The sequence below is a fragment of the Nitratireductor mangrovi genome (genome assembly GCF_007922615.2).
GTDB classification, from domain to species: Bacteria; Pseudomonadota; Alphaproteobacteria; order Rhizobiales; family Rhizobiaceae; genus Mangrovimarina; species Mangrovimarina mangrovi.
In genome coordinates this window covers 3,270,001-3,294,413 of record NZ_CP042301.2, presented here as the reverse complement: position 1 = coordinate 3,294,413, position 24,413 = coordinate 3,270,001, and the positions used below count along the sequence as shown (strand labels likewise).

Genomic DNA, 24,413 nt, shown 5'->3' with positions numbered 1-24,413 from the left:
CGGGTCGTTGGAGCTGGTATCCATGCGCGAAATCGCCGGCGGTCCGCGGATATTGCTGAAGCGGCTCCGCGAACTGATGGCGGAGGTGCTCGAGCCGCAGGATCGGCTCGACCGCATCGTTCGCGAGATCGCCTCCAACATGGTTGCCGAGGTGTGCTCGCTCTACGTGCTGCGCGCCGACGCGGTGCTGGAACTCTACGCGACCGAAGGCCTCAATCCGGGTTCGGTGCATCTGGCACAGCTGCGCCTCGGGCAGGGCCTTGTCGGCACCATCGCCGCCGGTGCGCGGCCGCTCAACCTCTCGGACGCGCGCAACCATCCGGCCTTCACCTACCTGCCGGAGACGGGCGAGGAGATCTACAACTCCTTCCTCGGCGTTCCCGTGTTGCGCGCCGGGCGCACGCTTGGCGTGCTGGTGGTCCAGAACAAGACCAACCGCCATTATGGCGACGACGAGGTTGAGGCGCTGGAAACCACCGCCATGGTGATCGCCGAGATGATCGCCACCGGCGACCTGCGCCGCCTGGCCCGGCAGGGCATCGAGCTCGACATGAGCCGGCCCGTCACCATCAACGGCGCGGCCTTCAATGACGGCGTCGGGCTCGGCCATGTCGTGCTGCACGAGCCGCGCATTGTCGTCACCGAGCTTTTCAACGAGGACGTCGAACACGAGCTCAAGAAGCTCGACGCCTCGCTCGGCTCGCTGCGATTGTCGATCGACGACATGCTGTCGCGGCGCGACGTCGCCTTCGAGGGCGAGCACCGCGCCGTGCTCGAGGCCTACCGCATGTTCGCGCATGACCGCGGCTGGGTGCGCCGGCTGGAAGAGGCGATCCGCAACGGCCTGACGGCGGAGGCGGCGGTCGAAAAGGTCCAGAGCGACATGCGCGCACGCATGATGCACATGACCGATCCCTATCTGCGCGAGCGAATGAACGATTTTGACGACCTCGCCTATCGGCTGCTGCGCCAGCTGATGGGGCGCGGTCCCGAAGAGGTGGCCGCCGCACTGCCGAAGGACGCCATCATCCTGGCGCGTTCGATGGGCGCCGCCGAGCTGCTCGACTATCCGCGCGACAAACTGCGCGGCCTGGTGCTGGAGGAAGGCGCGGTGACGAGCCATGTCGTCATCGTCGGACGCGCCATGGGCATTCCGGTCGTCGGCCAGGCCAAGGGCGCGGTGTCGATGGCCGAGAACGGCGACGCGGTCATCATTGACGGTGATGACGGCACGGTTCATCTCAGGCCGCAGGCGGACGTCGAATCTGCCTATGCCGAGAAGGTCCGGTTCCGGGCCAAGCGCCAGGAGCTCTTTCGCGAGCTTCGCGACAAGCCGTCCGTATCGCGCGACGGCGTGGCGGTCGAGCTGATGATGAATGCCGGGCTTGCCGTCGACCTGCCGCAACTCGCCGAGTCGGGAGCCGCCGGCATCGGCCTCTTCCGCACCGAACTACAATTCATGGTGGCGGCGACATTCCCGCGGGCCGAGGCCCAGGAAACGCTCTATCGCGAGGTGATCGAGGCCGCCGGCGGCAAGCCGGTCACCTTCCGCACCATCGATATCGGCGGCGACAAGGTGCTGCCCTACTTCCGCGGCGCCGAGAAGGAAGAAAACCCGGCGCTTGGCTGGCGCGCGATACGGCTGACGCTTGATCGGCCCGGCCTGCTGCGCACCCAGTTCCGGGCGCTCCTGAAAGCGGCGGCCGGACGCGAACTGAAGATGATGCTGCCGATGGTGACCGAGCTTGCCGAGATCGCCAAGGCGCGCTCGCTCATCGAGCGCGAGGTGGCCCAGCTCGGACGCTTCGGCTACACCTTGCCGACCAGCCTCAAGCTTGGCGCGATGGTCGAGGTGCCGTCGCTGCTCTACCAGTTGCCCGAACTGATGCGCGCCGTCGACTTCGTGTCGGTCGGTTCCAACGACCTGTTCCAGTTCATGACCGCGACCGATCGTGGCAATGGCCTGCTGGCGGGGCGTTTCGATCCCCTGTCGGTTCCGTTCCTGCGGGCGCTGAAGGCCGTCGTCGACGCCGGCAACCGGTCGGGCGTTCCCGTGACGCTGTGCGGCGAACTGGCCGGCCGCCCGGTCTCGGCGATGGCCCTGATCGGTCTCGGCTACCGCTCGATCTCGATGTCGCCGGCCGCTATCGGCCCGGTCAAGGCCATGCTGTGCGAATTGCCGGTCGACGCCCTCCAGGCGAGGCTGGCGGAGGTCCTTGAAAGCGACGCGGGGACCGGCGATGTCAGGGGCATGCTGACCGGCTTCGCCGAAGAGCACGGCATTCCGCTTTGAGGCCCCTTAGATGAGCTCGGTACCCACGCAAAGAATGGACCAGGTCCTCAAACGCTTCGAACTGATCGAGGCGCAGATGGCCGCCGGACCGGAGCCGGCCGCCTATGTCAAGCTGGCGTCGGAATATTCCGATCTGCAGGAACTTGTCGACCAGATCCGGGCCTTGCGCGCCGCCGAGGGCGAGCGTGAGGGGCTTCAGGCGATGCTCGCCGACAAGGCAACCGATGCCGAGATGCGCGAACTGGCCGAGGCGGAACTGCCGGACGTCGAGGTGCGTATCGAGGAGCTGGAGAAAGGCATCCAGATCCTGCTGCTGCCCAGGGATGAGGCCGACGACAAGAACGCCATCCTCGAAATCCGCGCCGGTACCGGCGGCGACGAGGCGGCGATCTTCGCCGGCGACCTGTTCCGCATGTACGAGCGCTACGCGTCGGAGCGCGGCTGGCGCGTCGAGCTTGTCTCGGCCAGCGAGGGCGACGCCGGCGGCTACAAGGAGATCATCGCGACGGTCTCGGGCAAGGGCGTGTTTTCCCGGCTCAAATTCGAATCCGGCGTGCATCGCGTGCAGCGTGTGCCCGAGACCGAGGCGAGCGGGCGCATTCACACCTCGGCCGCCACGGTGGCGGTCTTGCCTGAGGCCGAGGAGGTCGACATAGAAATCCGCAACGAGGATATCCGCATCGACACGATGCGCGCCTCCGGAGCTGGCGGCCAGCACGTCAATACCACCGATTCGGCCGTGCGGCTGACGCACCTGCCGACCGGCATCACCGTGGTGCAGGCGGAAAAATCGCAACACCAGAACCGCGCGCGCGCCATGCAGATCCTGCGCGCCAAGCTGTTCGACATGCAGAGGACCAAGGCAGCGGAGGAACGTTCGGAAAGCCGCCGCCTGCAGGTCGGATCAGGCGACCGTTCCGAGCGTATCCGCACCTACAATTTTCCGCAGGGGCGGGTAACCGACCATCGCATCAACCTGACGCTCTACAAGCTCGACCGCGTCATCCAGGGCGATCTCGACGAGATCGTCGATGCGCTGATCTCAGACCATCAGTCGGCACTGCTGGCCGAGATGAGCGCCAATGCCTGAGGCGGGCGAGGGGGTGTCGCTCAGCGCGCTCCTGGCCTCGACGCGCCGACGACTGGCCGCAGCCGGCCTTCCCGATCCTGGGCTCGAGGCGCGGCTGATCGTCGAACATCTGACCGGCACCGAGCGCATCGACGCCCTGCGCGATCCCGACCGGCTGGTTGGTCTGCACGCTGCCGAAGCGGTCGAGGCGGCGATGTCGCGAAGGCTTGCAGGCGAGCCGGTTCACCGCATCATCGGCTATCGTGAGTTCTACGGGCTCAGGCTCGAACTCTCGCCGGACACGTTGGAGCCGCGCCCCGATACCGAGGTTCTCGTCGATCTGGCGTTGCCGCGCCTGCGCGGGATCGTGCAGGCGCAAGGAACCTGCTCGATACTCGATCTCGGCACCGGCACCGGTGCGATCGCGCTGGCCCTGCTGGCGCAGGTTCCACAAGCCCGCGCCACCGGCATCGACATTGCGCCCGGCGCTGTCGCGATGGCGATTGCAAATTCCCGGCGCCTCGGGCTTGAAGGCCGGTTTAAGGCGACTGTGTCGGACTGGTTTGAAAATGTGAGCGGCAGCTACGATGCAATTCTGTCCAATCCTCCCTACATAAGGGCTGACGAAATGGGCGAACTGGCTGGAGAAGTCAGAGACCACGACCCCCTCCGGGCGCTCCTCGGCGGTGATGACGGGCTGGATGCCTACAGGCTGATCGCCGCAGGCGCAGCATCATTTCTCAAGCCTGGCGGGTTCGTCGGGGTCGAGATCGGCAGCCGGCAAAAGACGAGCGTGATCAACGTTTTCGGCGCCACCGGCTTTCGCCTGGACCATGCGGCGCAGGATCTCGCCGGCCATGACAGGGCGCTTGTTTTCCGCAAGTAGGGGACGCTTTTGTGCCCTGCGAAAAAATGCTTGGCAATGATGACGAATGCCGCTAGTTTCCCGGCACCGGATGAGACGAAGCAGGCAGTGCTGTATCGGTTCGGTTCCACTGGAAACAAGCTGCCAATCGCGTGAAGCGAACTCGCTCCGTGTGGGGATCGTCCGGCCAGGTACGAAACCGAAGGCGCGTCGGCGGCAATGGCCAGCAATTCATGACGGCGTCAGCCAGATGGCCCTGCGCTCGATGGGCGAGCGGCGTTCCCCTTGATGATATGACTGCAAAAAAGAGAATCGGATGAGGCCACAACAGCAGAACAGGCGCATGCGCGGTCGAAACAACAACCGCAAGGGCCCGAACCCCCTGACCCGTAGCTATGAAAGCAACGGGCCTGACGTGAAGATCAGGGGCTCAGCGCAACAGGTCGCAGACAAATACGCCGCCCTGGCGCGCGATGCGCAGAGCGCCGGCGACCGGGTGATGGCCGAAAATTACCTGCAGCACGCCGAACACTACAACCGCATCATCGCGGCGGCCCAGGGCCAGATGCCGCAGAACGCCTCGCGCGACCAGCGTGACGATGACGACGACGATAGCGACGATCGTCAGGAGGCAAGCCAGAACAACAACAACAACAACCAGCCGCAGGCGAACGCCGAGGCGTCGCAGCAGCAGCGCCGGCAGGACGGCGATGACGGCTCCGGCCCGCAGCCGGTCATCGAAGGCACGCCGGTCGAGGTCGCGCTCGAACAGGAATCGATGAAAAGCGACGACGGCGAGAAGAAGCGCGGCCGCCGTTCCAACGGAGCGCCCCAGAAGGCCCAGTCCAACGGCGAAGGCGGTGATGGCGAGGAGGCGCCGCGCCGCGCGCGTCGACCGCGTCGGCCACGCAATCGCGACGGTGAAACCGGCGAGGCGACCGCTTCGGCCGAGCACGCCGACGGCGGGGAGGGCGCGCAGCCCGCACCTGGCAACGAAGCCGATGATTCAGTGCCGGCGGCGGCGCAATAATCGCGGGATTCTTGCGGGAATCGCGAACTTTCTCCAGGAATCCTGGGGAAAAAGGCGGGGCAAATCCCGCCTTTTTTGTTGCTTGACCAGCGTCAAGGCAGCTTGAGCAAATCCGTTCCAGTACCCATATCGGTCGTGAAAGCGGTCCGCTTCCGAAGGAGGGGCCCGTCACGTCAACCCGATCCGGCGCCGCATGGCGGGCCGGCAAGGAACGGAGACACGAATGAACGTCGAGAAATACTCGGAGCGGATCCGTGGGTTCATCCAGTCCGCCCAGACGATGGCGCTGTCGCGCAATCACCAGCAGTTCACCCCCGAGCATATCCTGAAGGTTCTGGTCGACGACGAGGAAGGTCTTGCCGCCTCGCTGATCGAACGCGCTGGCGGGCGTCCGCAGGACGTTCGGCTGGCGGTCGACGCGGCGCTCGAAGCGTTGCCGCGCGTTGAGGGCGGCAACGGCCAGCTCTACCTCGCCCAGCCGCTCGCCAAGGTGTTTTCGACCGCCGAGGAACTCGCCAAGAAGGCCGGTGACAGCTTCGTCACGGTCGAGCGGCTCTTGACCGCGCTGGCGATCGAGAAGTCGGCCAAGAGCGCCGACATCCTCGCCAAGGCCGGGGTCAGCGCGCAGGCGCTCAACCAGGCGATCAACGACATTCGCAAGGGTCGCACGGCGGATTCGGCCAGTGCCGAGCAGGGCTATGACGCACTGAAGAAATATGCGCGCGACCTGACCGCCGACGCCCGTTCGGGCAAGCTCGACCCGGTGATCGGCCGCGATGACGAGATCCGCCGCACCATCCAGGTACTGTCGCGCCGCACCAAGAACAATCCCGTGCTGATCGGCGAGCCCGGCGTCGGCAAGACCGCGATCGCCGAGGGACTGGCGTTGAGGATCGTCAATGGCGACGTGCCGGAGAGCCTCAAGGACAAGCAGTTGATGGCGCTCGACATGGGCGCGCTGATCGCTGGTGCGAAATATCGCGGCGAGTTTGAGGAGCGCCTGAAGGCGGTGCTGTCGGAAGTCACGTCGGCCAACGGCAATATCATCCTGTTCATCGACGAGATGCACACGCTGGTCGGCGCCGGCAAGGCGGACGGTGCGATGGATGCCTCCAACCTGTTGAAGCCGGCCCTCGCACGCGGCGAACTGCACTGCGTCGGTGCCACGACGCTCGACGAATACCGCAAGCATGTCGAAAAGGACGCCGCGCTGGCGCGCCGGTTCCAGCCGGTCTTTGTCAGCGAGCCGACGGTCGAGGACACCGTCTCGATCCTGCGCGGGCTGAAGGAGAAGTACGAGCAGCACCACAAGGTGCGCATCTCTGATTCGGCGCTGGTCGCGGCCTCGACGCTCTCCAACCGCTACATCACCGACCGCTTTCTGCCCGACAAGGCGATCGACCTCGTCGACGAAGCCTCGTCGCGGCTGAGGATGCAGGTCGATTCCAAGCCGGAAGCGCTGGACGAGATTGACCGCCGCATCATGCAGCTAAAGATCGAGCGCGAGGCGCTGAAGCTCGAAAAGGACCAAGCTTCGAAGGACCGGCTCGAAAAGCTCGAAAAGGAACTGGCGACGCTTGAGGAGGAATCGGCTGCGCTGACGGCGACCTGGGCGTCGGAAAAGGAAAAGCTCGGGCTTGCGGCCGACCTGAAGCGGCAGCTCGACGAGGCTCGCAACGATCTGGCGATCGCGCAGCGCAAGGGCGAGTTCAGCCGCGCCGGCGAACTGGCCTACGGCCTCATTCCGGAGCTGGAAAAGAAGCTCGCCGATGCCGAGGCGCATGAGGAAGGGGCTGCCGCCGGCATGGTCGAGGAGACCGTGACGCCGGATCACGTCGCCCATATCGTCTCGCGCTGGACCGGTATTCCGGTCGACAAGATGCTGGAGGGCGAGCGCGAGAAGCTGCTTCGGATGGAGGACGAACTGGCGCGCCGGGTCGTCGGCCAGGGCGAGGCAGTGCAGGCTGTCTCGCAGGCGGTGCGGCGCGCCCGCGCCGGCCTTCAGGATCCCAACCGGCCGATCGGCTCGTTCATGTTCCTTGGCCCCACCGGTGTAGGCAAGACCGAACTGACCAAGGCGCTGGCTGCCTTCCTGTTCGACGACGAGCAGGCGATGGTCAGGATCGACATGTCGGAGTTCATGGAAAAGCACTCCGTTGCCCGGTTGATCGGTGCGCCTCCCGGCTATGTCGGCTACGAGGAGGGCGGTGCGCTGACCGAGGCGGTGCGCCGCAGGCCCTATCAGGTGGTTCTATTCGACGAGATCGAGAAGGCGCATCCCGACGTCTTCAACGTGCTCTTGCAGGTGCTTGACGACGGCCGGCTGACCGACGGCCAGGGCCGTACCGTCGACTTCCGCAACACGCTGCTCATCATGACCTCGAACCTCGGCGCCGAGTTCCTGATGAACCTTGGCGAGGACCAGGATGTCGACGCCGTTCGCGACGAGGTGATGGCGGTGGTGAAGGCCTCGGTGAAGCCGGAGTTCTACAACCGCATCGACGAGATTGTGCTGTTCCACCGGCTGCGCCGCCAGGACATGGGCGCAATCGTCTCGATCCAGCTTGCGCGGCTCGAAAAGCTCTTGGCCGACCGCAAGATCACTCTCGACCTCGATGACAACGCGATCCAGTGGCTGGCGGACAAGGGCTATGACCCGGCCTATGGCGCGCGTCCGCTCAAGCGCGTCATGCAGAAGCAGCTGCAGGATCCTTTGGCTGAAAAGATCCTCAACGGCGACGTCCGCGATGGACAGAACGTGGTAGTGACCGCGGGCTCGGACCGGCTCAATTTCCGGGCGCGCGACGGGGTGGCCGAACCCGAGCCGGCAGACGACAAGGCCGCCTGACGACGCCTCATAAACGCCCCGGCGAGCTTTCTCGCCGGGGCTTTTTCGCCCTGATACGGCGTGGTGAAACCCGTCGACGTGCATGGGTGTTTGTCCTAGACACGGCTGTCTGGAGGAGCCTGAACATGGATCGTTTCACCGGCGGCTGCCTGTGCGGGAAGGTCCGGTTTGTGGCGTCGGGACGACCGTACCGGGTCGGTCTCTGCCACTGCATGGATTGCCGCAAACATCACGGGGCGTTGTTTCATGCATCCGCCATCTTTCCCCGCGAGGCGGTGACGATCGAAGGCAAGACGCGCGACTATGCCGGGCGGCATTTCTGCCCCGATTGCGGATCGACCGTCTTCGGGCACAGCGGCGACGAGACCGAAGTGAACCTGGGGTCGCTTGACACACCGGACCAGCTCATGCCGACCTATGAGTTGTGGACCGTTCGCCGCGAAGCCTGGCTGCCGCCGTTCCCGCTGGCACGGCGGTACGAGCGGGACCGACAAGGCACCGGCCGCTCCGAGGGGTAGGTCGCGCAGCCAGCCGAATTCTTTCGCGTCAGGCGGGATTTTCTTGCTGCGTCCGCCACATGCCGTTGGCCGCCGTCAGCGCGGCCTGCCGCACCTCGTCCGCGATGGGCGTTTCCGGCAAGGTGCGGGCGAGGATCATCCCTCCGACGCACAGTGCCGTCAGCGCCAGCGCCCGCTGGCGGCGATCGTTCTGCTCTCCGTCGAGATTGTTCTCGAAGATACTCGTCATGGCCTCGAGCATCGCGCGATAGCTGTCGCGCACACGCTCGCCGGCGCGGGACACGTCGGTCGCATAGGCGATCAGCGGGCAGTGGCCGTCGCGATCGTCGAGGTGACGGCGCGAGAGGTAGGCGGCCACCATACGCTTGGCCATCAGCAGCTGACGCGCACGCGGGTCGATGCCTTCCTCGCTCCGCCACTCCGCGCCGCGGCCGTTGATGAAACTCGCCATGGCGTCGGCGAACAGGTCTTCCTTGCACGAGAAATGGGCGTAGAAGCCGCCGCGGGTCAGCCCGGCCTTCGCCATCACCTGATCGATCGTGACGCGGTCGTAGCCGTGCCGATTGAACAGGATGCGGGCCGCTTCCAGTATCCGCTGCCGGCTCCTGGCCTTGTGGTCCTTCGCATAGGGCATCGTCGTCCTCCAATGGCAAGAGGTTAGCATCGCATCAGAATATGTTCTTGAACATATTCTGCGCGCAATCATCCTGCGCTTCTTGCAATCAGGGAGTACCGACATGCCGAAATTCGTTCTCGCTTTTCGTGGTGGAATGCCGAAGAGCCCGGAGGAAGGGCAAAAGATGATGACCGACTGGAACGCCTGGATGGACGGCCTCGGGCTGGCGCTGGTCGACAGGGGCGCGGGTTTCGGCAAGTCGCGGTTCCTCGCGGGCCCCGACCGCGAACAGAAGGCCGGTGATCCTCTTTCGGGCTACTCCGTGGTGGAGGCTGGCGATTTCGATGCGGCGGTCGACATCGCCAGGAAGAATCCCATCTTTGCGTTCGGTGGCACGATCGAGATCGCCGAAATGATGCAGATGTAAGCTGCCTTCGCAGGCGGGCGCGGGCCGCAACGCCGGTCGGGCCCGCGTCGTTCTCCCCCGACGTTTGTCGCGCGGTTGCACGCGGCGCTTCACTGTACATACTCGGAGCGCAACCGCGGCGAAGCCCGCCCGAAGCACGGGAAGACGAAAGGAAGAGCTTTGGCATCGAAAGACTGGCCACCGATGGCGTTTCGATGCCTGCTGGTCGGCGCGATAGCATTTCTGGTGCTGCATTGGCTCGGCATACCGGCCTTCGCGACCGAACGTCATGCGCTGCTGATCGGCAATGAACGCTACGTCAAGATCGGAGCGCTCGGCAACCCGGTCAACGACATCCAGGCAATCGACGATGCGCTGAGGGTCATCGGCTTCGCACCGGACAACATCACGAGGATCGAAAACGCGTCGCGGGAAACCATCCTGCGCGAGACGCAGCGCTATGGCGAAAGGCTGCGGGCTGCGGGCTCCGAAGCCGTCGGCTTCTTCTTCTATGCCGGACATGGCGTTGCGAGCGAGGGTACCAACTATCTGGTGCCGGTCGAGGCCGATGGCGCTGACATCATCGGTCAGTCTGTCTCGCTTGACGACATTATCGGACTGGCCAAACGGACGGCGCCCGACGCGATCCACTTCTTCGTGTCGGATGCGTGCCGGAACGTTCCCGCGGCGGATTGCGATTGCGATGTCATGGCTTCGAGCCGCTCGGTCGGAACCGGCTGGGCGGAGTCGCGGTCGGTCCAGCCCCTGGCGGCCCCGGAGCCCGATGGCGATGTCGTCGACATGCTGGTTGCGTATTCCACGCAAGCCGGCCGCACCGCCTCCGACGCCGGCGCGGAACTGGGGCCCTATGTGGCCATCCTCCATCAGGAGCTGGTCAAGCCGGAACTGTCCGTGCGCGAGGTCTTCGATGCCGTCCGCAGGCGTGTGTTCAAGGCGATCGGGCAGCAGCCGATCGCCCACTTCGGCCCGGAATTTCCAGCCGGCTACTATCTGGCATCGGCCAGTCAATCGGGGGAAAGCGCGAGCGGCGCTTCGTTCGCCCCGTCCGCCGGCCTGAAGCTCGAAATTCAGGCGATGAAGCGGCTGGGGTTGTTCGAGGGGCTGGCCGGCGCGCGCGTCTTGTGGCTCGACGACAATCCGGCCAACAACTATTTCGAGCGCAACGAGCTGCGCATGGCGGGGATACTCGTCGACATCGCCATGTCGACCGACGAGGCGCTCGAGAAGATCTGGCTCAACGGTCTGCGCCACTACGACCTGATCATTTCCGACTACCGCCGGTGGGGCGATTTTTTCCGGGGTCTCTCGGATGGGTACGCGCTTCTGGATCGCATCAACGAATTCCCCGATCCACCCGACTACGTCTTCTATACCTACGGGTTTTCCGATCAGGAGGCGCTGGCAGCCGAAAAGCGGGGCGCGATGATCAGAACCGCGGATACCAGCGCGCTGATGAGATGCATACGCGAATCGGTGCTTGGGCCTCACCCGGCCTACCAATGCCCGCGGCGGTTGTCCGAATGACCGGACGCGCATTTCCGCGCCCGGACGTCTGACCAGACGCAGGTCAGGAAAGGCGCTCGGACAGAATCCTGAAGAGCGCCTCGCCGGCCGCCGCGACATGGTCCTGCAGGCACCCGGTGGCGGAGGCCTCGTCGCGCCGCCGACAGGCCTTGAGAAGCGCCCGGTGTTCGCGATGCGAGCGGCGGGTGTAGTCGAGTTCGATGGCGGCGACGCGGAGATAGCGGTCGGCCATGTCGTTCAAGGCGTCTATCTGGGCGAGCAGACGCGGCCGTCCGCATGGCTCGTAAAGCCCCATGTGAAACGCCTTGTTCAAGGCGCCGAAGTCACGCAGCCCTGACCGCTCCGCCTCATCCTGGATTTCCTCGACCATGTCGAGCTGGCTGTTGGTCAGTTCGGGGATCGCAAGCCTCAACGCAAGCACTTCGAGAGCGCCGCGCATTTCGTAGAGTTCCCGGAACTCGAGCGGATCGAGCCTGGCAACGATCGCGCCCCTGTTCGGGGAAATCTCCACAAGGCCCTGGGTCTCGAGGCCACGCAACGCGTCGCGCACTGGCATGCGGCTTGCTTGGTACATGTCTGCCAGCCGTTCCTGACGCAAGGCTTCCCCGGATTTGAAGACGCCGCGGATGATATCCTCGCGCAGGGCGGTCGCGATGCGCCGGGCTTCGGCGCCGGTGCGGCGGGTGGTGGTGGGTTTCATCCAGCCTCACTAGCTCCGCTCGGGCTTGACGGCAATCTTAAGATCTGTATTCATTACAAAAAATTGGATACAAAATTATGCCTGTTTCCCGCCTCCGTGATATTCCCGGCATCGGTGTCGACAGCATCGGCGATGCCGCTGACGCGTTGGCGAGCAGCGAGATGCTGCGGCTCGAGAATCTCGACACAAACATTCGCCCTCCGCGCGAGGCGCTAGAGGCAACGCGGACGGCGATCGACGACGATGATGCGAACAGCTACCTGCCTTTCCTGGGCATCGACAGGGTCCGGAAGGCAGCGACGCGGCGGCTGAGCCGGGAAACCGGGATCGACTATGACTGGCGAAGCCAGTGCATCGTTTCCGCTGGTGGCCTCTCGGGCATCCTGAACGCCTTGCTGGCCATCATCGAGCCGGGCGACGAGGTCGTCATCACCGACCCCGCCTATGCCGGCTTGCTCAACCGCATCCGTCTTGCCGGTGGCGTGCCGAAACTCGTTCCGCTCGTCGTTGTCGATGGCGGCTGGCGCCTCGACGTTGACGAACTGGCGCGCGTGGCCGGAGCGCGTACGCGCGTTGTCCTGACCATGAGCCCCTCGATGCCGAGCGGGATCGTGCACATTGCGGAGGAGTGGGCCGCGATAGCCGACCTGGTGCGCAGGACTGGCGCGTGGCTTCTTCACGACGCCGCCATGGAGCGCATCCTCTACACCGACGCAGCCCCTTTTCATCCGGCACGGCTGGACGGTCTTGCCGATCGCACCATCACCGTCGGTTCGGTGTCCAAGGAATACAGGATGATCGGCTGGCGGGTCGGGTGGATCGTCGGTCCACGCGGTGTCATGAACGACATCGGTCTGGTCAGCCTGACCAACGTCGTCTGCCAGGTGGGTATCGGCATGCCGGGTGCCGCGGCGGCACTCGATGCCGAGGATGACGGCGTCGCGGCGGCAACCGCCGAATGGCGCTCGAGGCGCGACCTCATTCTTCGGGAACTGGACGACCTGCCCGTCATTCGCCCCGATGGCGGGTGGTCGCTCCTCATCGACACCGTTGCGCTGGGAATGCCTCCCGCGGAAGCATCGCGCCGGGCTTTCGACCACGGCGGCATTGCCGCAACCCCGATGACGGGGTGGGGCGATGAAGCGTGTGCCGGACGCTATCTGCGTTTCGTCTTTGCTAACGAACCCGTGGATCGCCTGCGCGGCATTCGCGAGCGGCTTCGGCGGGCATGGAAGGTCTAGACCGGCATGGCGGCGTGGCGCGAAAAGCATGACTGGGCGGGAGACGCCATTGTCTGCGACGGACTGCTGCCCTGGGTCGCCGCGCTGCTGCCGCCCGGCGCGAAGCTGACCGGGCAGTTGGCGCGCTTCGCGGGTGCCGGGTTCGACCACGTCTCTCTGACGGTGGCCGTCGGTCACGAAGACGCGGCCACGGCGCTCTCAAGGCTTGGCGCCATTCGCCGTGAACTGGGTGAGGAGGTGGGCAGGATCAGGATCGCACACACGCGCGCGGAGATCGAGCAGGCCAGGGCCGATGGTGTCCTGTCGGTTTCGTTCCACTTCCAGACCGGCGTTCCGTTCGCCAGCGATCTCGACCTTGTCGACGCGTTCGCCGCAGCCGGCATTAGGCGCGCGCTGCTTGCCTACAACGAGGCCAACCTGTTCGCAGATGGCTGCCATGAACCCCGGAACGCCGGATTGTCTTCGGCGGGCAGGAGGCTCGTGGAGCGGATGGACGACGCGGGCATGGTCATCGACCTGTCGCATTGCGGCGAACGCACAACGCTGGACGTGCTGGAGCTTGCGCTGAAAACCCCGCCCGTATTTTCCCATTCCAATGCGAGGGCGCTGTTCGATCACGAGCGCAACATCAGCGACGAACAGATCAGGCGCTGCGCGGAGCGTGGCGGATATGTCGGCGTGAACGGCGTCGGCATGTTTCTTGGCGCGCCACGCCACCAGATCCCGGCGGCCATGGCGCGCCATGCCGCGCATATTGCGGAGATCGCCGGCGCGGGGCACATCGCGCTTGGTCTCGATTTCATGTTCCTCGAAGGCAGCGACTACGGCTTCTATCACCGGGCGAAAGGGCGCTGGCCGCGCGGCTATCCGCCGCCACCGTGGGACTTCATGCAGCCCGAACAACTGGGCGATCTGGTCGACGCCTTGACGAAGGTCGGCTTCAGCGGGCCGGAGGTTCGCGGCATTCTCGGCCAGAACTATCTGGACGCCGCCGTGTAAGCTGCGCGGGCCCGCGCTCCGGCTGCAACCGTCAAGGGCCAAGCCGACCTTCACTTGAGCCGGCCGCCTTTCCTGCTATGAAGCGTGCTCTTTCGGAGGAGGAGCATGCCCAAAGATCCAGTGTTGATCGCCGGCGGCGGCATAGGCGGGCTGGCCATGGCGCTGACGCTCGACCAGATAGGCGTCGACTGCATCGTCCTAGAGGCGGTCCGGGACCTGCGCCCCCTGGGTGTGGGCATCAATCTGCAACCCAATGCCGTGCGCGAACTCGACGATCTCGGCATCGGAAGCGGCGAACTGGACCGCATCGGGCTGCCGACACGAGAATGGGCGTTGGTCGGCCTCAACGGCAACGACATCTATTCCGAGCCGCGGGGCCTGCTGGCCGGCTACCAATGGCCGCAATATTCGGTCCACCGCGGCGAACTGCAGATGCTGCTGTATCGCAAGCTGGTTGAGCGCGCCGGCGCAGACGTCGTGCGTCCCGGACGGCGCGTCAGCGGCTATCGCAACGAAGCCGACGGGACCGTGACCGCAATCGTTGAGCGTGCCGATGGTGGCGGCCGCGAGGAACTCACAGGCTCGATGCTGATCGGCGCCGACGGTTTGCATTCGGCGGTCCGGGCGCAGATGCATCCGGCCCAGCCGCCGATCCACTGGGGCGGCGCGATCATGTGGCGCGGCGTGAGCCCCGGCGTGCCGATACGATCCGGCGCTTCCTTCGTCGGACTGGGCACGCATCGTCACCGCTTCGTCTTCTACCCGATCTCGGCGCCCGATCCCGAGACCGGCCTTGCGGTGATCAACTGGATCGCCGAAGTGACCGTCGACGCGTCCGAGGGGTGGAAGGACAGCGGCTGGTTCAAGCCGGTCGCGATCTCAGACTTCATCGGCCATTTCGAGGGTTGGACCTGGGACTGGCTCGACCTGCCGGCGCTGCTTCGCCGCGCCGAGATCGCCTATCAAAACCCGATGATCGACCGCGACCCAATCCCGACCTGGCAGGACGGAATGGTGGTGCTCATCGGCGATGCAGCGCATCCGATGTACCCGACCGGGTCCAACGGTGCCAGCCAGGCGATCGTCGACGCCCGCGTGCTCGGCGCAGCACTGGTCGAGCACGGGCTGACGCGGGAGGCGCTGGCCGACCTCGACGGCAAGCTTTGCGGGCCGATCTCCGAGGTGGTGTTGCGCAACCGCGGCGCCGGGCCGTTCGGGTTGCTCAACATGGTCGACGAGCGTTGCGGCGGCACCTTTGACAATATCGATGACGTGATTCCGGCTGACGAGCGGGCGGCCTTCATGGCCGGGTACAAAACGGCGGCCGGCTTCGCCATCGAAAAGCTGAATGCCTCGCCACGGACGATCGCGGCTGGCGCGCGGGTCGCGTAACCGAAGCGCCGCCGTCGTTCAGCCGCGCGGACGTCGAATGGCGCGCACCTTGCCGCTGGCACCACCGCCGCAATAGAACAGATCGCCGCCGTCCGATTCGAGACCGGATACGCCAGTGTCGGGCGGCAGGTCGAGGCGGTGGAGCACCTCGCCGCTGTCCGGATCGATGCGACGCAGGTCGCTTTCTCCGGCTTCCCAGGTGCCGTGCCACAACTCGCTATCGACCCAGGTCACCCCGGTGACGAAACGGCTGCAGTCGATGGTGCGCAGCACCGCTCCGGTCTCGGGATCGACCCGGACGATCTTGCGGTTGCGGTGCTGGCCCACCCAGAGCGAGCCTTCCGCCCAGGCAAGGCCGGAACCGGCACCGCCGGGGGTCGGAATGGTGGCGACCACGCGACCGCTGTCGGGCTCGATCTTTTGGATGCGGTCGTCGGCAAGCTGGTAGAGGTGCTGGCCGTCGAAGGCCGTACCAGCATCGGCGGGCACTTCGATCACCCGTCCGAGAGCTCCGTCGCCAGGGTTCAGCGCATTCAAGCGCTCGCCGGAGGCGAACCAGACGGTCTTGCCATCGAAGGTGAGCCCGTGAACGTTCTCGATCCCTTCGTAGGGGCCATATTCGCGGACGATCTCGGCTTGTGCATGTTTCATCGGTTGCTCTCGTTCGCTCGGTTGACGCTCCTCGTCTAGTCGATCGCCAGCGCGCCCGGGAGTAACAAGGCTGTCGGGAAACCCGGAACGCTGGCGGCAACCCAGCGATGCGCCCGCCCGCGGCCATAGGCCTGGACCTTGCCGCTTTCAGCCAGCCTTTCGAGCGCTCGCTGCACCGTGCGCGGGCTGGCGCCCAGCGCCAGGGCGAGCGACGAACTCGACCAGGATTCGCCATCGGCGAGAAGCGCCAGAACCGCGGCGTCCTTCTCGTCGACTGGCGGAGCCAGCACAACGACGTCGGTCGCCGGCGGAGGCGCGAGCGTAAAGCCAGTTGAAGTGGCCTCGATGCCGACGAGGGGGCGAAGCGTGGCGCGCAGACGCCCGATTTCGACCCGCAGCCGGGCACGATGCGATTCGTCGACATGGCGCGCGCCGAACGCTCGCTTGAGTAAGTCGCTCCTGGCCACGTCGTTGGGCCAGGCCTCGGCGAGGGCGCGGGCCAGCGCGAACAGGACAGGCCGGCTCGCCAGCGAGACCGTCTGGTCGCGATGTCCGACGAGGCTGCGGCAGGCGTCGAAAATCAGCGCATCGGTAGTCAGTATCGTTTCGACCTCGGCCAGCAGGAGCGGTCGTTCCGTGCCCCGCGCGATCAGGCGGGCGGCTGGCACTGTCAGGGCAAGCGACGCGCTCTCCACATCCGCGGCCAGCGCTTCGATGCCGGCCTGGCGGGCGGCCAGCCCGGCGCGGCGCAAGGCCTCGCCGGCACGCCGTGCCTCCAGGCGTCGGATGGCGATGCCGGCTGTTACCAGTTCGTGCCCTGCCCTCAGCGCCGGCGGAAAGGTCTCGGGAACGGCTTCCGTCAGCAGCGCTTCGGCCTCGCCGAGGCGGCCGACAAGGAGCAGACGCCGCGCCTCGATGTTACGGGCGTGCAGCGCGTTGGCGCGGTCGCCATGCGCTTCAAGCGTCGCTCGCGCCGCCGCCAGCTTGGTTGCAGGTCGGCCGAGGTCACGCGAGACAAGCGCTATCTCGGCCTCGGCCACGATACAGCGGGCGCGTGCAACCGCTTCGCGCGGGCCAAAAGCGCGAGCCGCGCGCCGCAGCAGCACCTTGGCGCTGTCGAACTCGCCAAGCTGGGCCATGGCGATGCCGCGCAGTGCCAGCGCCGGCGCGTCGTCGCGGGTGGCCACCCGCTTGAGCGCGCCGAGCGTGTCGCCGGAGGCGAGTGCGCGGGCGGCGGCATTGATCAGCGAGTCCAAGACGCCGCCACCAGGTTGGTCTTCAGCATTTCCGGGTGCCCTTCCTGTTCCGTCCAGCTGCTTCGGATGTCGAGAAGACAGAAAATGACGCCAACGCGCAATGTCGTTGAGACAACAGGCACGAATGAAGGACTCACGGCAAAGGGTTCTGCAGACGCCCCGGACGGGGCGTTGCAGCGATTGTCAGGAGCAAGACGCGTCAGCCGCTGTCATCCTGTCGACGACGGTAGGATACGGGTAGGGTGCGGCATGACCCTCGACGAATATAACACCTTCTGTTCGACGCTGCCGCACGCCACCCATGTCGTGCAATGGGGCGGCGCCGATGTCTGGAAGGTTGGCGGCAAGGTGTTCGCGATCGCCGGCTGGAGCCGCGAGGCGATGCCCTACATCACCTTCAAGGCGTCCGAGATGGCCTATGACATTCTGAAAGAGCAGCCCGGGCTGCGCCCTGCACCCTATCTCGCCTCGCGCGGGATGAAGTGGATCCAGCGCTTTTCCGACGAAAGCATGGATGACGCCACCCTCAAGGACTACCTGGCCGAGAGCCACAGGCTCGCCTCGCTCAACCTCACCAGGAAGCTGCAAAAGGAGCTCGGCCTCAACCAGCAGCGTTGAGGGGTCTCAAGCCTGCCATCTTCATGTCCGGTTCATCTGCGAATTGGCATCATCGATACGACGCGCGGTATGGCCGCGCACGGTACTACGACCGCCGAGGGGACCATGAATCGAACGACGCTTTCCGCCACCGCGCTTCTTGCCTTCCTGCTGCCGGCCGTTTCAGCCGGCGCGTTGCCACCCTTGCGCGGCGCGCCTTCGGCCACTGCCGAATCGGCACGCGGCGATGTCGTCCTGGCCCAGTATCGCGACGTCGAGGTCTATTACGACCGTTTCGGCAACCGGGTGATCGTGGACGCTTATACCGGGGAGGTGGTGGCGGTCGAGCGGCCACGCGAATATCCGCTCGACAACCGGGAGGCGCGCCGCGCATTGCCGGCGCCGGGCGTCAACAATCCCGCGGCGCTCGAGCGCTACCGGCGCTTCCGCGAGCGCCAGCTCGGCAGGGCCGTCGGGCCGCTGCCCGGCGAAGAGGCTCCGGCCTTCGAGCAGCCCTATCCTGGCGACGGAACCATTCGCCGGCGGACCTTGCCCGAGCTCGACCGTGATCGCGAGATCGCCAGGGGCGAGCCCATCGTTCGCGAACCGCTGCCGGAGAATCCGGTGACCGGCTCGACACCGCCTCCAGACAGCTCCGAACGGCCCGCTTCGCCAGGCCGGACGGCGTCGCGCGAGAACGTTGCCAAGCTGCAGGTGCTGCTCGATCGTGCGGGCGTCTCGCCCGGGGTGATCGACGGCCAGATCGGCGGCAATGTTCGCAAGGCGCTCGCGGCGCTCAAGGAAATGACCGGGGAAACGCTCGACCCTGCCGATACCAAGCTTATCGACGCGGCCCTTGCCGATACGGGCGGTGACGCCTTCGAGACCTATACGATCACGGCCGCGGACGCCGCCGGGCCGTATGTCGCCTCGATCCCTGCCGATTACGGCCAGAAGGCTCGCATGGAAAAACTCGGCTTCACCTCGACGGTGGAAATGCTGGCGGAGCGCTTTCACATGGACGAGGCTTATCTGAAGCAGCTCAATCCGGGCGCGGATTTCTCCAGACCGGGCACCCGGATCAAGGTCGCGCGTCCCGGGGAGCGCAAGACCGGCGCGGTCTCGCGCATCATCGCGGACAAGGGCCGCGAGCAGGTGCGCGCCTACGATGCGACCGGCAATCTGATCGCGGCCTATCCGGCGACGATCGGCTCGACCGACACGCCTTCGCCGAGCGGCACGGTGACGGTGGCGCGGATCGCGTTCGACCCCGAATACACCTACAATCCGAAGCTCAACTTCAAGCAGGGCAACAACGACCGCATCCTCACCATCCCGCCCGGCCCGAACGGACCCGTCGGCTCGATATGGATCGCGCTCTCCAAGCCGACCTACGGCATCCACGGCACGCCGGAACCGGCGCGCATCGGCAAGACCAACAGCCATGGCTGCGTCCGGCTCACCAACTGGGATGCGTTTGAGTTGGCGAAGATGGTCACCGAAGGTGTGACGGTGGAATTCGTCGAGTAGCGTCGACGCGCTACCGCCGCCGCCCGGTCCGTCCTGGCACTGCCGAAACCGTCAACTGCCGGCTCGACCGGGTGGCTGGCCTGTGCTTTCTCGGTTCGCATGACGGCGCCGGTCGTGAGCTTTGCGGGGAGGGCGTATGGGCTTCCAATATATCAGCCTGGACGAGGCGATCGAACGTGCTGGCCTGCGCATGGTCGTGGTCGGCGACATTCCAAGCCCATGGGGCGAGGCGGCCAAGGGCATCCTGCACATAAAGCGCATTGGCTGGGCCGCCGTGCGCCTGTCCTACGACGACCCGCGGATCAAGGAGTGGGCCGGGCAGCGCAGTGGCCCTGTCGCTATTCTCGACCGGGAGCCGCCGCGCTCGGGCTGGGCTGATATCCTGATGCTGGCCGAACGGCTGGCGCCGGAACCATCGCTGTTGCCGGCCGACCCTGGGGAACGCGCGCTGATGTTCGGGCTTGCCCACGAGATCTGCGGCGAGGGCGGTCTCGGCTGGTCGCGCCGCCTGCAACTGATCGATGCCGGCCTGCGCGGCGAGGGCGGTTTCCCGCAGCCGGCCGCGGGCTACCTCGCCAGGAAGTATGGCTATCGCCCGGAAACGGCCGCCAGCGCCGACCGGCGCGTCGCCCACCTGCTGCGTCTCTTGTCGGGCCGGCTCCAGCGCCAGCTTGATGCCGGTCGGCCTTACTATCTCGGCGACGGCGTGACGGCGCTCGATGTCTACAGCGCGACCTTCATGGCCATGTTCGCGCCGCTGTCGGAGGACGTCTGCCGGATGGAGCGCTGGAACCGGCGTGCTCTTGAAACGCTTGATGAGGCGACGTCGGCCGCGATCGACCCGATCCTGATCGCGCATCGGGACATGATGTACGAAAAGCACCTGGAACTGCCGCTGGCCTTGTGACGCGCTGGCGGCTGCCGGCAGGATCGTCACGCCGCGTCGTTTCGCGGGTGGCCGTGGGGCAAGAACTCCGATAGAGCGGTTTGGAAGGGAGCCGCTCATGGCCACGTCTGCCACGACCATTGCCGGCGACGGCGCCGCGCCTTCCGAAGGCCGCGTCTTCTGCCCGCCCGCGTCACGAAAGTTCGTGCTTTTGTCGGCCATTCTGGCGTCGTCGATGGGGTTCATCGACGGTTCGGTGGTGTCGCTGGCGATGCCGGCGATCCGCGCCGATCTCGGCGGCACGCTGGTCGACGCGCAATGGATCAGCAATTCCTACATGCTGTTTCTGTCGGCGCTTGTGCTCTTGGGCGGCGCGGCCGGCGATGTCTTCGGCGTGCGCAACATCTTCGTGACCGGCATCGCGCTCTTCATGGTGACGTCGCTCTTCTGCGCGGTCGCGCCCGACAGCGAGACGCTGATCTACATGCGCGCCGCGCAGGGGGTCGGCGCCGCGCTCATGGTGCCCGGCAGCCTCGCCATCATCGCCAAGTCCTACCCGGCCAGTGAACGTGGCGCGGCGATCGGCACCTGGGCGGCGTTTTCGTCGCTGACGACCGCGGCCGGTCCGTTCCTGGGCGGGCTTCTGCTTTCCTTTGGCGAGGACTGGATGTGGCGGCTGATCTTCGCCATCAACGTTCCGATCGGATTTCTGGCAATCGGCATGCTTTTGCTGCGTGTGCCGCGCGACCGCCCGGCGGACCGGCGCACCCTCGACATACCCGGCGCGGTGCTGGCGACCGGCGGCCTCTGGCTGATGGCCTGGGGGCTCACCGCATTCGGCTTGCCCGAGACCGCGCGGAGCTTGCCTCCCGTCGCGTGGATCGGCGCGGGCGTGGCCCTGTTCGTCGCCTTCGTCGCCTGGGAGGGGCGCGCCGCGGCGCCGATGGTCAAGCTCGAGCTCTTCCGCTCGAAGGCGTTTTCCGGCGCCAATATCTATACGCTGATCCTGTTCTTCGGTTTCTCGGCAGTGCTGTTCTTCCTGCCGATGACGCTGGTTTCGGCGTGGGGCGCGAAGGAGTGGCAGGCGAGCCTCATGTTCCTGCCGCTTTCGCTGTTCATCGCCGGCCTGTCGAGCCGGTCGGGACGCCTTGCGGACCGCATTGGCCCGCGCCTGCCGCTCACCGTCGGGGCGCTGCTGGTCGGGCTTTCCTTCGCCGGTCTCGCGGCCACCATGCCGCTGCGCGAGATGTGGCTGGTGACCTTGCCGGTGTTGACCGTGATGGGGCTCGGCATGTCGATCCTGGTCTCGCCGCTGTCGTCGGCAGTGATGCTGGCGACGCCGGACGAGGACACCGGGCTGGCCTCCGGCATCAACAATGCGGTGGCGCGGGCAGCGGGGCTGATGGCGGTTGCCGCCCTCGGCGCGGTGGCGGGTCTGGTGTTCGCGGCGGCGCTGCCGGCCGGCGTGGACGCCGCCTTCGGCGCGCTGCCGGAGACGCAGCTGTCGGCAGCGCAAGAGGCGGCGCGCGTCGCAGCGTCGGACCGGGCCTTCCAGGCCGTGGCGGCGATCTCGGCGGTACTCTGTCTGGCGGGAAGTGCCATCGCCTGGTTCACCCAGCCGCATTGGCGGCGCGGGGAGCAGGCCCCGGGTGGCACAGAGCCCGCCTGAGCGGGCAATACTTCAGCGGCTGGCGAGCTTGAGCGAGCCTTCGTTTTCCTCGGCAAGCAACGCATCGATGCGCTCGCGCTCGCGGTTGAAGGCTTCCAGTTCCTGATCCTTGAGAACCCTGCCGGTGGGTAGGCGCACCCGCATCGGGTCGACCTTGGTGCCGTTGACGATCAGTTCATAATGCAGGTGGTTGCCGGTGCTGAGGCCTGTCGAACCGACATAGCCGACGACCTGGCCCTGCCGGACCTTGGCCCCCGGCACGACGCCCTTGGCGATCGCGCTCTGGTGGCTGTAGGAAGTCTTGTAGCCATTGGCGTGGCGGATGATGGTCTGCCGCCCGTAGCCGCCGACCCAGCCGGCCTTTTCGACCGTGCCATTGCCCGAGGCAATGATCGGCGTACCGCGCGGAGCCGACCAGTCGACGCCGGTGTGCATCTTGCGGTAGCCGAGGATCGGGTGCCGGCGCATGCCGAAGCCGGAACGGAAGCGGCCATTGGGCACCGGGTTGCGCAGCAGAAACTGCTTCGCGCTGCGGCCCTCGGAATCGAAATAGTCGGCGGTGCCGTCCTCCATGCGGAAGCGGTAGAAGGTGCGCGTATTGCCGCCGAAAGTCGCCTTCACGTAGAGGAGCTCGGAATCCTCGGAGGCGGAGTCATCCTGCTCCGGCTGGGAGAAGAAGACCTCGATCTGGTCGGACGGGCTGACGCGCGACTGGAAGTCGACATCCGCGGCCAGGAGCTTGATCAACTGCTTGGTCATGTCGCGGGTCATGCCGTAGGCATAGGCGGCGCGATAGATGCCGTCATATGCGCGCGGCAGTTCTCCGCGCACGCGCACGACCGGCTGTTCCTCGTTGAAGGCGGCGGCGACCTCGGGATGTGCCTCGGGTTCGTCGGCGGGAACGAACTGGTCGCGGTCGTCGACCGCCACGGTGCGCAGGTGAGTGGCATTCGCGTAGACGCTGGCCCGCATGATGCGGCTTTGCTCAGCCAACGATTCCACGCCGAGGCGAAGCACGTTGCCGGGTTTCAGGCCGGGAGCGTCGAGCAGCCTGCCGAGCGCTTCCGCCATCGCCGCGGCATCGTCGCCCTCGTAACCGGCGTCGGCCAGGATGTCGGTGATCGGACGCTCGCTGCGAACCGCGATGATCTCCTCGTTGAAGAACGGCGCGGAAGTCTCGGTATCCTGGTGGGCGACCGAAACATTCTCCTGGACGATGCGAACGCCGTAGGACGCCGACAGCGTCGCGGTCGCCAGCGACTCGCCGAAACGCTGCGGATCGACATAATGCAGCGCGGCGATCTGGATGTCGCCGTCGGTCAGGATCGCGCCGGTGGTGCGCACCACCTGCTCGACCTCGTCCGCCGAAAGACGGCTGCGTTCGTCGAAGGCTGCCGTCTCGATCGGGAAGTCGACGGTCTTGAGGCTGACCTCGCTTTCCACCTTGGCGCCGTAGATCAGGCCGGTTGTGGCAGTCTGGACGGCGTCATCCTCGGCGAAGACCTGCAGCGGGTCGAAAGGCGGATAATCGCGGCTGGTGGCGTGCGCGGCGGCGAGTGACATCTTCACCTGCACGAACGGAACGGTGCGCACCAGGTCGCGGTCGTCGACCCGGCTCACCGTCGACACTTCCATGCGCCTGCGGTCGCGGGCGCGATTGGAACTGCGCGGTACCAGCACGCGGGCCGCCTTGGCGGCTTCGCCGTCACCATCGGCGGCGGCCATGTCGTCGACGGCGACGATCTCGGGCGGCGTGGCGAGCTGCTCGCGCCCGTCGAGCGCGGCGAGCAGGGCGGCACCCATCAGAACGGTCGAGGTCAGACCGGTCAGAAAGGTGCCGGAGAGCCAGCGCGCCGACACCTCGCGGCGGTCCGGCGGGCCACTGCGACCACCTGCGGCCAGCGGCGGCTCGGTGCCGAGCACGGCTATCGTCTGCTCAACATTATGCATCTATGCGGCGAATCCGTCCCGAACCTCTGTGTCGCTGCCAGCCGGCGCGACGACCTTTGCCTGCCTGACGCGTGTTAGTCAACGAATGACCGAGCGTGCACTGGCGCCGCATCGCGCGGGCCGCCACACCAAGGTCGTCTGTCGTCGTCGACCCCCCAAACCGATTTGCCAAGATCGGTCGGTAGTGTGGCGTCAATAGGGCTGAAACCGGGCGCTGGCCTGGGCGCCTCCTGCGGTCGCGAAACGGCCGCCAAGCATCGGCTTTTCCGGCCTTTGCGGACCGTCGCAAAAAATTCAAAAAAGTTCGAAATCGGTGTTGACACTCGAAGCAGCCCCCGACTATATACGCCTC

The 24,413-nt window shown here is 66.1% G+C and carries 20 protein-coding genes; 15 read left to right on the top strand and 5 right to left on the bottom strand.

Translation table 11 applies throughout. The annotated features are described in order from the left end of the window. Positions 1 to 22: 22 nt before the first annotated feature. The 6 genes from ptsP (at position 23) to FQ775_RS15960 (ending at position 8,623) form a co-directional block, all read left to right on the top strand. Positions 23 to 2,293, top strand: coding sequence for a phosphoenolpyruvate--protein phosphotransferase (gene ptsP, locus FQ775_RS15985; RefSeq protein WP_146300155.1), 2,271 nt, complete (start codon positions 23 to 25; stop codon positions 2,291 to 2,293). Between the two features lie 10 nt (positions 2,294 to 2,303). Then, positions 2,304 to 3,383, top strand: coding sequence for a peptide chain release factor 1 (gene prfA / locus FQ775_RS15980; RefSeq protein WP_146300154.1), 1,080 nt, complete (start codon positions 2,304 to 2,306; stop codon positions 3,381 to 3,383). Next, positions 3,376 to 4,248 carry a peptide chain release factor N(5)-glutamine methyltransferase gene (gene prmC, locus FQ775_RS15975; RefSeq protein ID WP_146300153.1) on the top strand — a complete coding sequence of 291 codons (873 nt, stop codon included), beginning with the start codon at positions 3,376 to 3,378 and terminating at the stop codon, positions 4,246 to 4,248. The genes prfA and prmC overlap by 8 nt, the downstream gene beginning before the upstream one ends. 295 nt (positions 4,249 to 4,543) lie before the next feature. Beyond that, positions 4,544 to 5,257, top strand: coding sequence for a DUF4167 domain-containing protein (locus tag FQ775_RS15970; RefSeq protein WP_146300152.1), 714 nt, complete (start codon positions 4,544 to 4,546; stop codon positions 5,255 to 5,257). Positions 5,258 to 5,480: 223 nt separating this feature from the next. Then, the gene (gene clpB / locus FQ775_RS15965) at positions 5,481 to 8,105 is read left to right on the top strand and encodes an ATP-dependent chaperone ClpB (protein ID WP_146300151.1); all 2,625 of its coding nucleotides are present in this window, start codon (positions 5,481 to 5,483) and stop codon (positions 8,103 to 8,105) included. 125 nt (positions 8,106 to 8,230) lie between these two features. Beyond that, a complete protein-coding gene (locus tag FQ775_RS15960) occupies positions 8,231 to 8,623 on the top strand; it encodes a GFA family protein (RefSeq protein ID WP_146300150.1) in 393 nt (130 codons plus the stop codon). A 28-nt stretch (positions 8,624 to 8,651) separates the two neighbouring features. On the opposite strand, the gene FQ775_RS15955 is transcribed toward FQ775_RS15960, so the two are convergent. Then, the gene (locus tag FQ775_RS15955; protein WP_146300149.1) at positions 8,652 to 9,257 is read right to left on the bottom strand and encodes a TetR/AcrR family transcriptional regulator; all 606 of its coding nucleotides are present in this window, start codon (positions 9,255 to 9,257) and stop codon (positions 8,652 to 8,654) included. 103 nt (positions 9,258 to 9,360) lie between these two features. On the opposite strand from FQ775_RS15955, the gene FQ775_RS15950 reads away from it, so the two are divergent. Together FQ775_RS15950 and FQ775_RS15945 are read left to right on the top strand one after the other, a co-directional pair. Beyond that, on the top strand, positions 9,361 to 9,666 hold the full coding sequence (locus FQ775_RS15950) for a YciI family protein (protein WP_146300148.1): 306 nt from the start codon (positions 9,361 to 9,363) through the stop codon (positions 9,664 to 9,666). A gap of 183 nt (positions 9,667 to 9,849) precedes the next feature. Continuing rightward, a complete protein-coding gene (locus FQ775_RS15945; RefSeq protein ID WP_146300147.1) occupies positions 9,850 to 11,190 on the top strand; it encodes a caspase family protein in 1,341 nt (446 codons plus the stop codon). A 43-nt stretch (positions 11,191 to 11,233) separates the two neighbouring features. On the opposite strand, the gene FQ775_RS15940 is transcribed toward FQ775_RS15945, so the two are convergent. Beyond that, positions 11,234 to 11,890, bottom strand: a complete 657-nt coding sequence (locus FQ775_RS15940; protein WP_146300146.1) for a GntR family transcriptional regulator — start codon at positions 11,888 to 11,890, stop codon at positions 11,234 to 11,236. Between the two features lie 77 nt (positions 11,891 to 11,967). On the opposite strand from FQ775_RS15940, the gene FQ775_RS15935 reads away from it, so the two are divergent. The 3 genes from FQ775_RS15935 (at position 11,968) to FQ775_RS15925 (ending at position 15,522) form a co-directional block, all read left to right on the top strand. Further along, the gene (locus tag FQ775_RS15935; RefSeq protein WP_146300145.1) at positions 11,968 to 13,131 is read left to right on the top strand and encodes a pyridoxal phosphate-dependent aminotransferase; all 1,164 of its coding nucleotides are present in this window, start codon (positions 11,968 to 11,970) and stop codon (positions 13,129 to 13,131) included. Between the two features lie 6 nt (positions 13,132 to 13,137). Beyond that, the gene (locus FQ775_RS15930) at positions 13,138 to 14,130 is read left to right on the top strand and encodes a dipeptidase (RefSeq protein WP_146300144.1); all 993 of its coding nucleotides are present in this window, start codon (positions 13,138 to 13,140) and stop codon (positions 14,128 to 14,130) included. A gap of 105 nt (positions 14,131 to 14,235) precedes the next feature. Then, positions 14,236 to 15,522 (top strand): flavin-dependent oxidoreductase, encoded by a 1,287-nt coding sequence (locus tag FQ775_RS15925; protein WP_146300143.1) that lies wholly within the window; start codon positions 14,236 to 14,238, stop codon positions 15,520 to 15,522. Between the two features lie 18 nt (positions 15,523 to 15,540). Here the strand turns inward: FQ775_RS15925 and FQ775_RS15920 are convergent, their stop codons facing one another. Both FQ775_RS15920 and FQ775_RS15915 read right to left on the bottom strand, forming a co-directional pair. Continuing rightward, positions 15,541 to 16,173 (bottom strand): Vgb family protein, encoded by a 633-nt coding sequence (locus FQ775_RS15920; RefSeq protein ID WP_146300142.1) that lies wholly within the window; start codon positions 16,171 to 16,173, stop codon positions 15,541 to 15,543. A 35-nt stretch (positions 16,174 to 16,208) separates the two neighbouring features. Then, positions 16,209 to 17,429, bottom strand: a complete 1,221-nt coding sequence (locus FQ775_RS15915) for a helix-turn-helix domain-containing protein (RefSeq protein WP_146300141.1) — start codon at positions 17,427 to 17,429, stop codon at positions 16,209 to 16,211. Positions 17,430 to 17,678: 249 nt separating this feature from the next. Between FQ775_RS15915 and FQ775_RS15910 the strand changes: the two genes are divergently transcribed. From FQ775_RS15910 to FQ775_RS15895, 4 genes are all read left to right on the top strand, one after another. Continuing rightward, a complete protein-coding gene (locus tag FQ775_RS15910; RefSeq protein WP_146300140.1) occupies positions 17,679 to 18,047 on the top strand; it encodes an MmcQ/YjbR family DNA-binding protein in 369 nt (122 codons plus the stop codon). Positions 18,048 to 18,152: 105 nt separating this feature from the next. Further along, entirely contained in the window at positions 18,153 to 19,556 is a 1,404-nt protein-coding gene (locus FQ775_RS15905) for a L,D-transpeptidase (protein ID WP_146300139.1), read from the top strand. Positions 19,557 to 19,692: 136 nt separating this feature from the next. Next, positions 19,693 to 20,463: a glutathione S-transferase family protein gene (locus tag FQ775_RS15900; protein WP_146300138.1), complete on the top strand. Its 771-nt coding sequence runs from the start codon at positions 19,693 to 19,695 to the stop codon at positions 20,461 to 20,463. 97 nt (positions 20,464 to 20,560) lie between these two features. Beyond that, positions 20,561 to 22,111, top strand: coding sequence for an MFS transporter (locus FQ775_RS15895; RefSeq protein ID WP_146300137.1), 1,551 nt, complete (start codon positions 20,561 to 20,563; stop codon positions 22,109 to 22,111). Positions 22,112 to 22,123: 12 nt separating this feature from the next. Here the strand turns inward: FQ775_RS15895 and FQ775_RS15890 are convergent, their stop codons facing one another. Next, complete coding sequence (locus FQ775_RS15890; protein WP_146300136.1) at positions 22,124 to 24,061, bottom strand: M23 family metallopeptidase; 1,938 nt, start codon at positions 24,059 to 24,061, stop codon at positions 22,124 to 22,126. Positions 24,062 to 24,413: the final 352 nt, after the last annotated feature.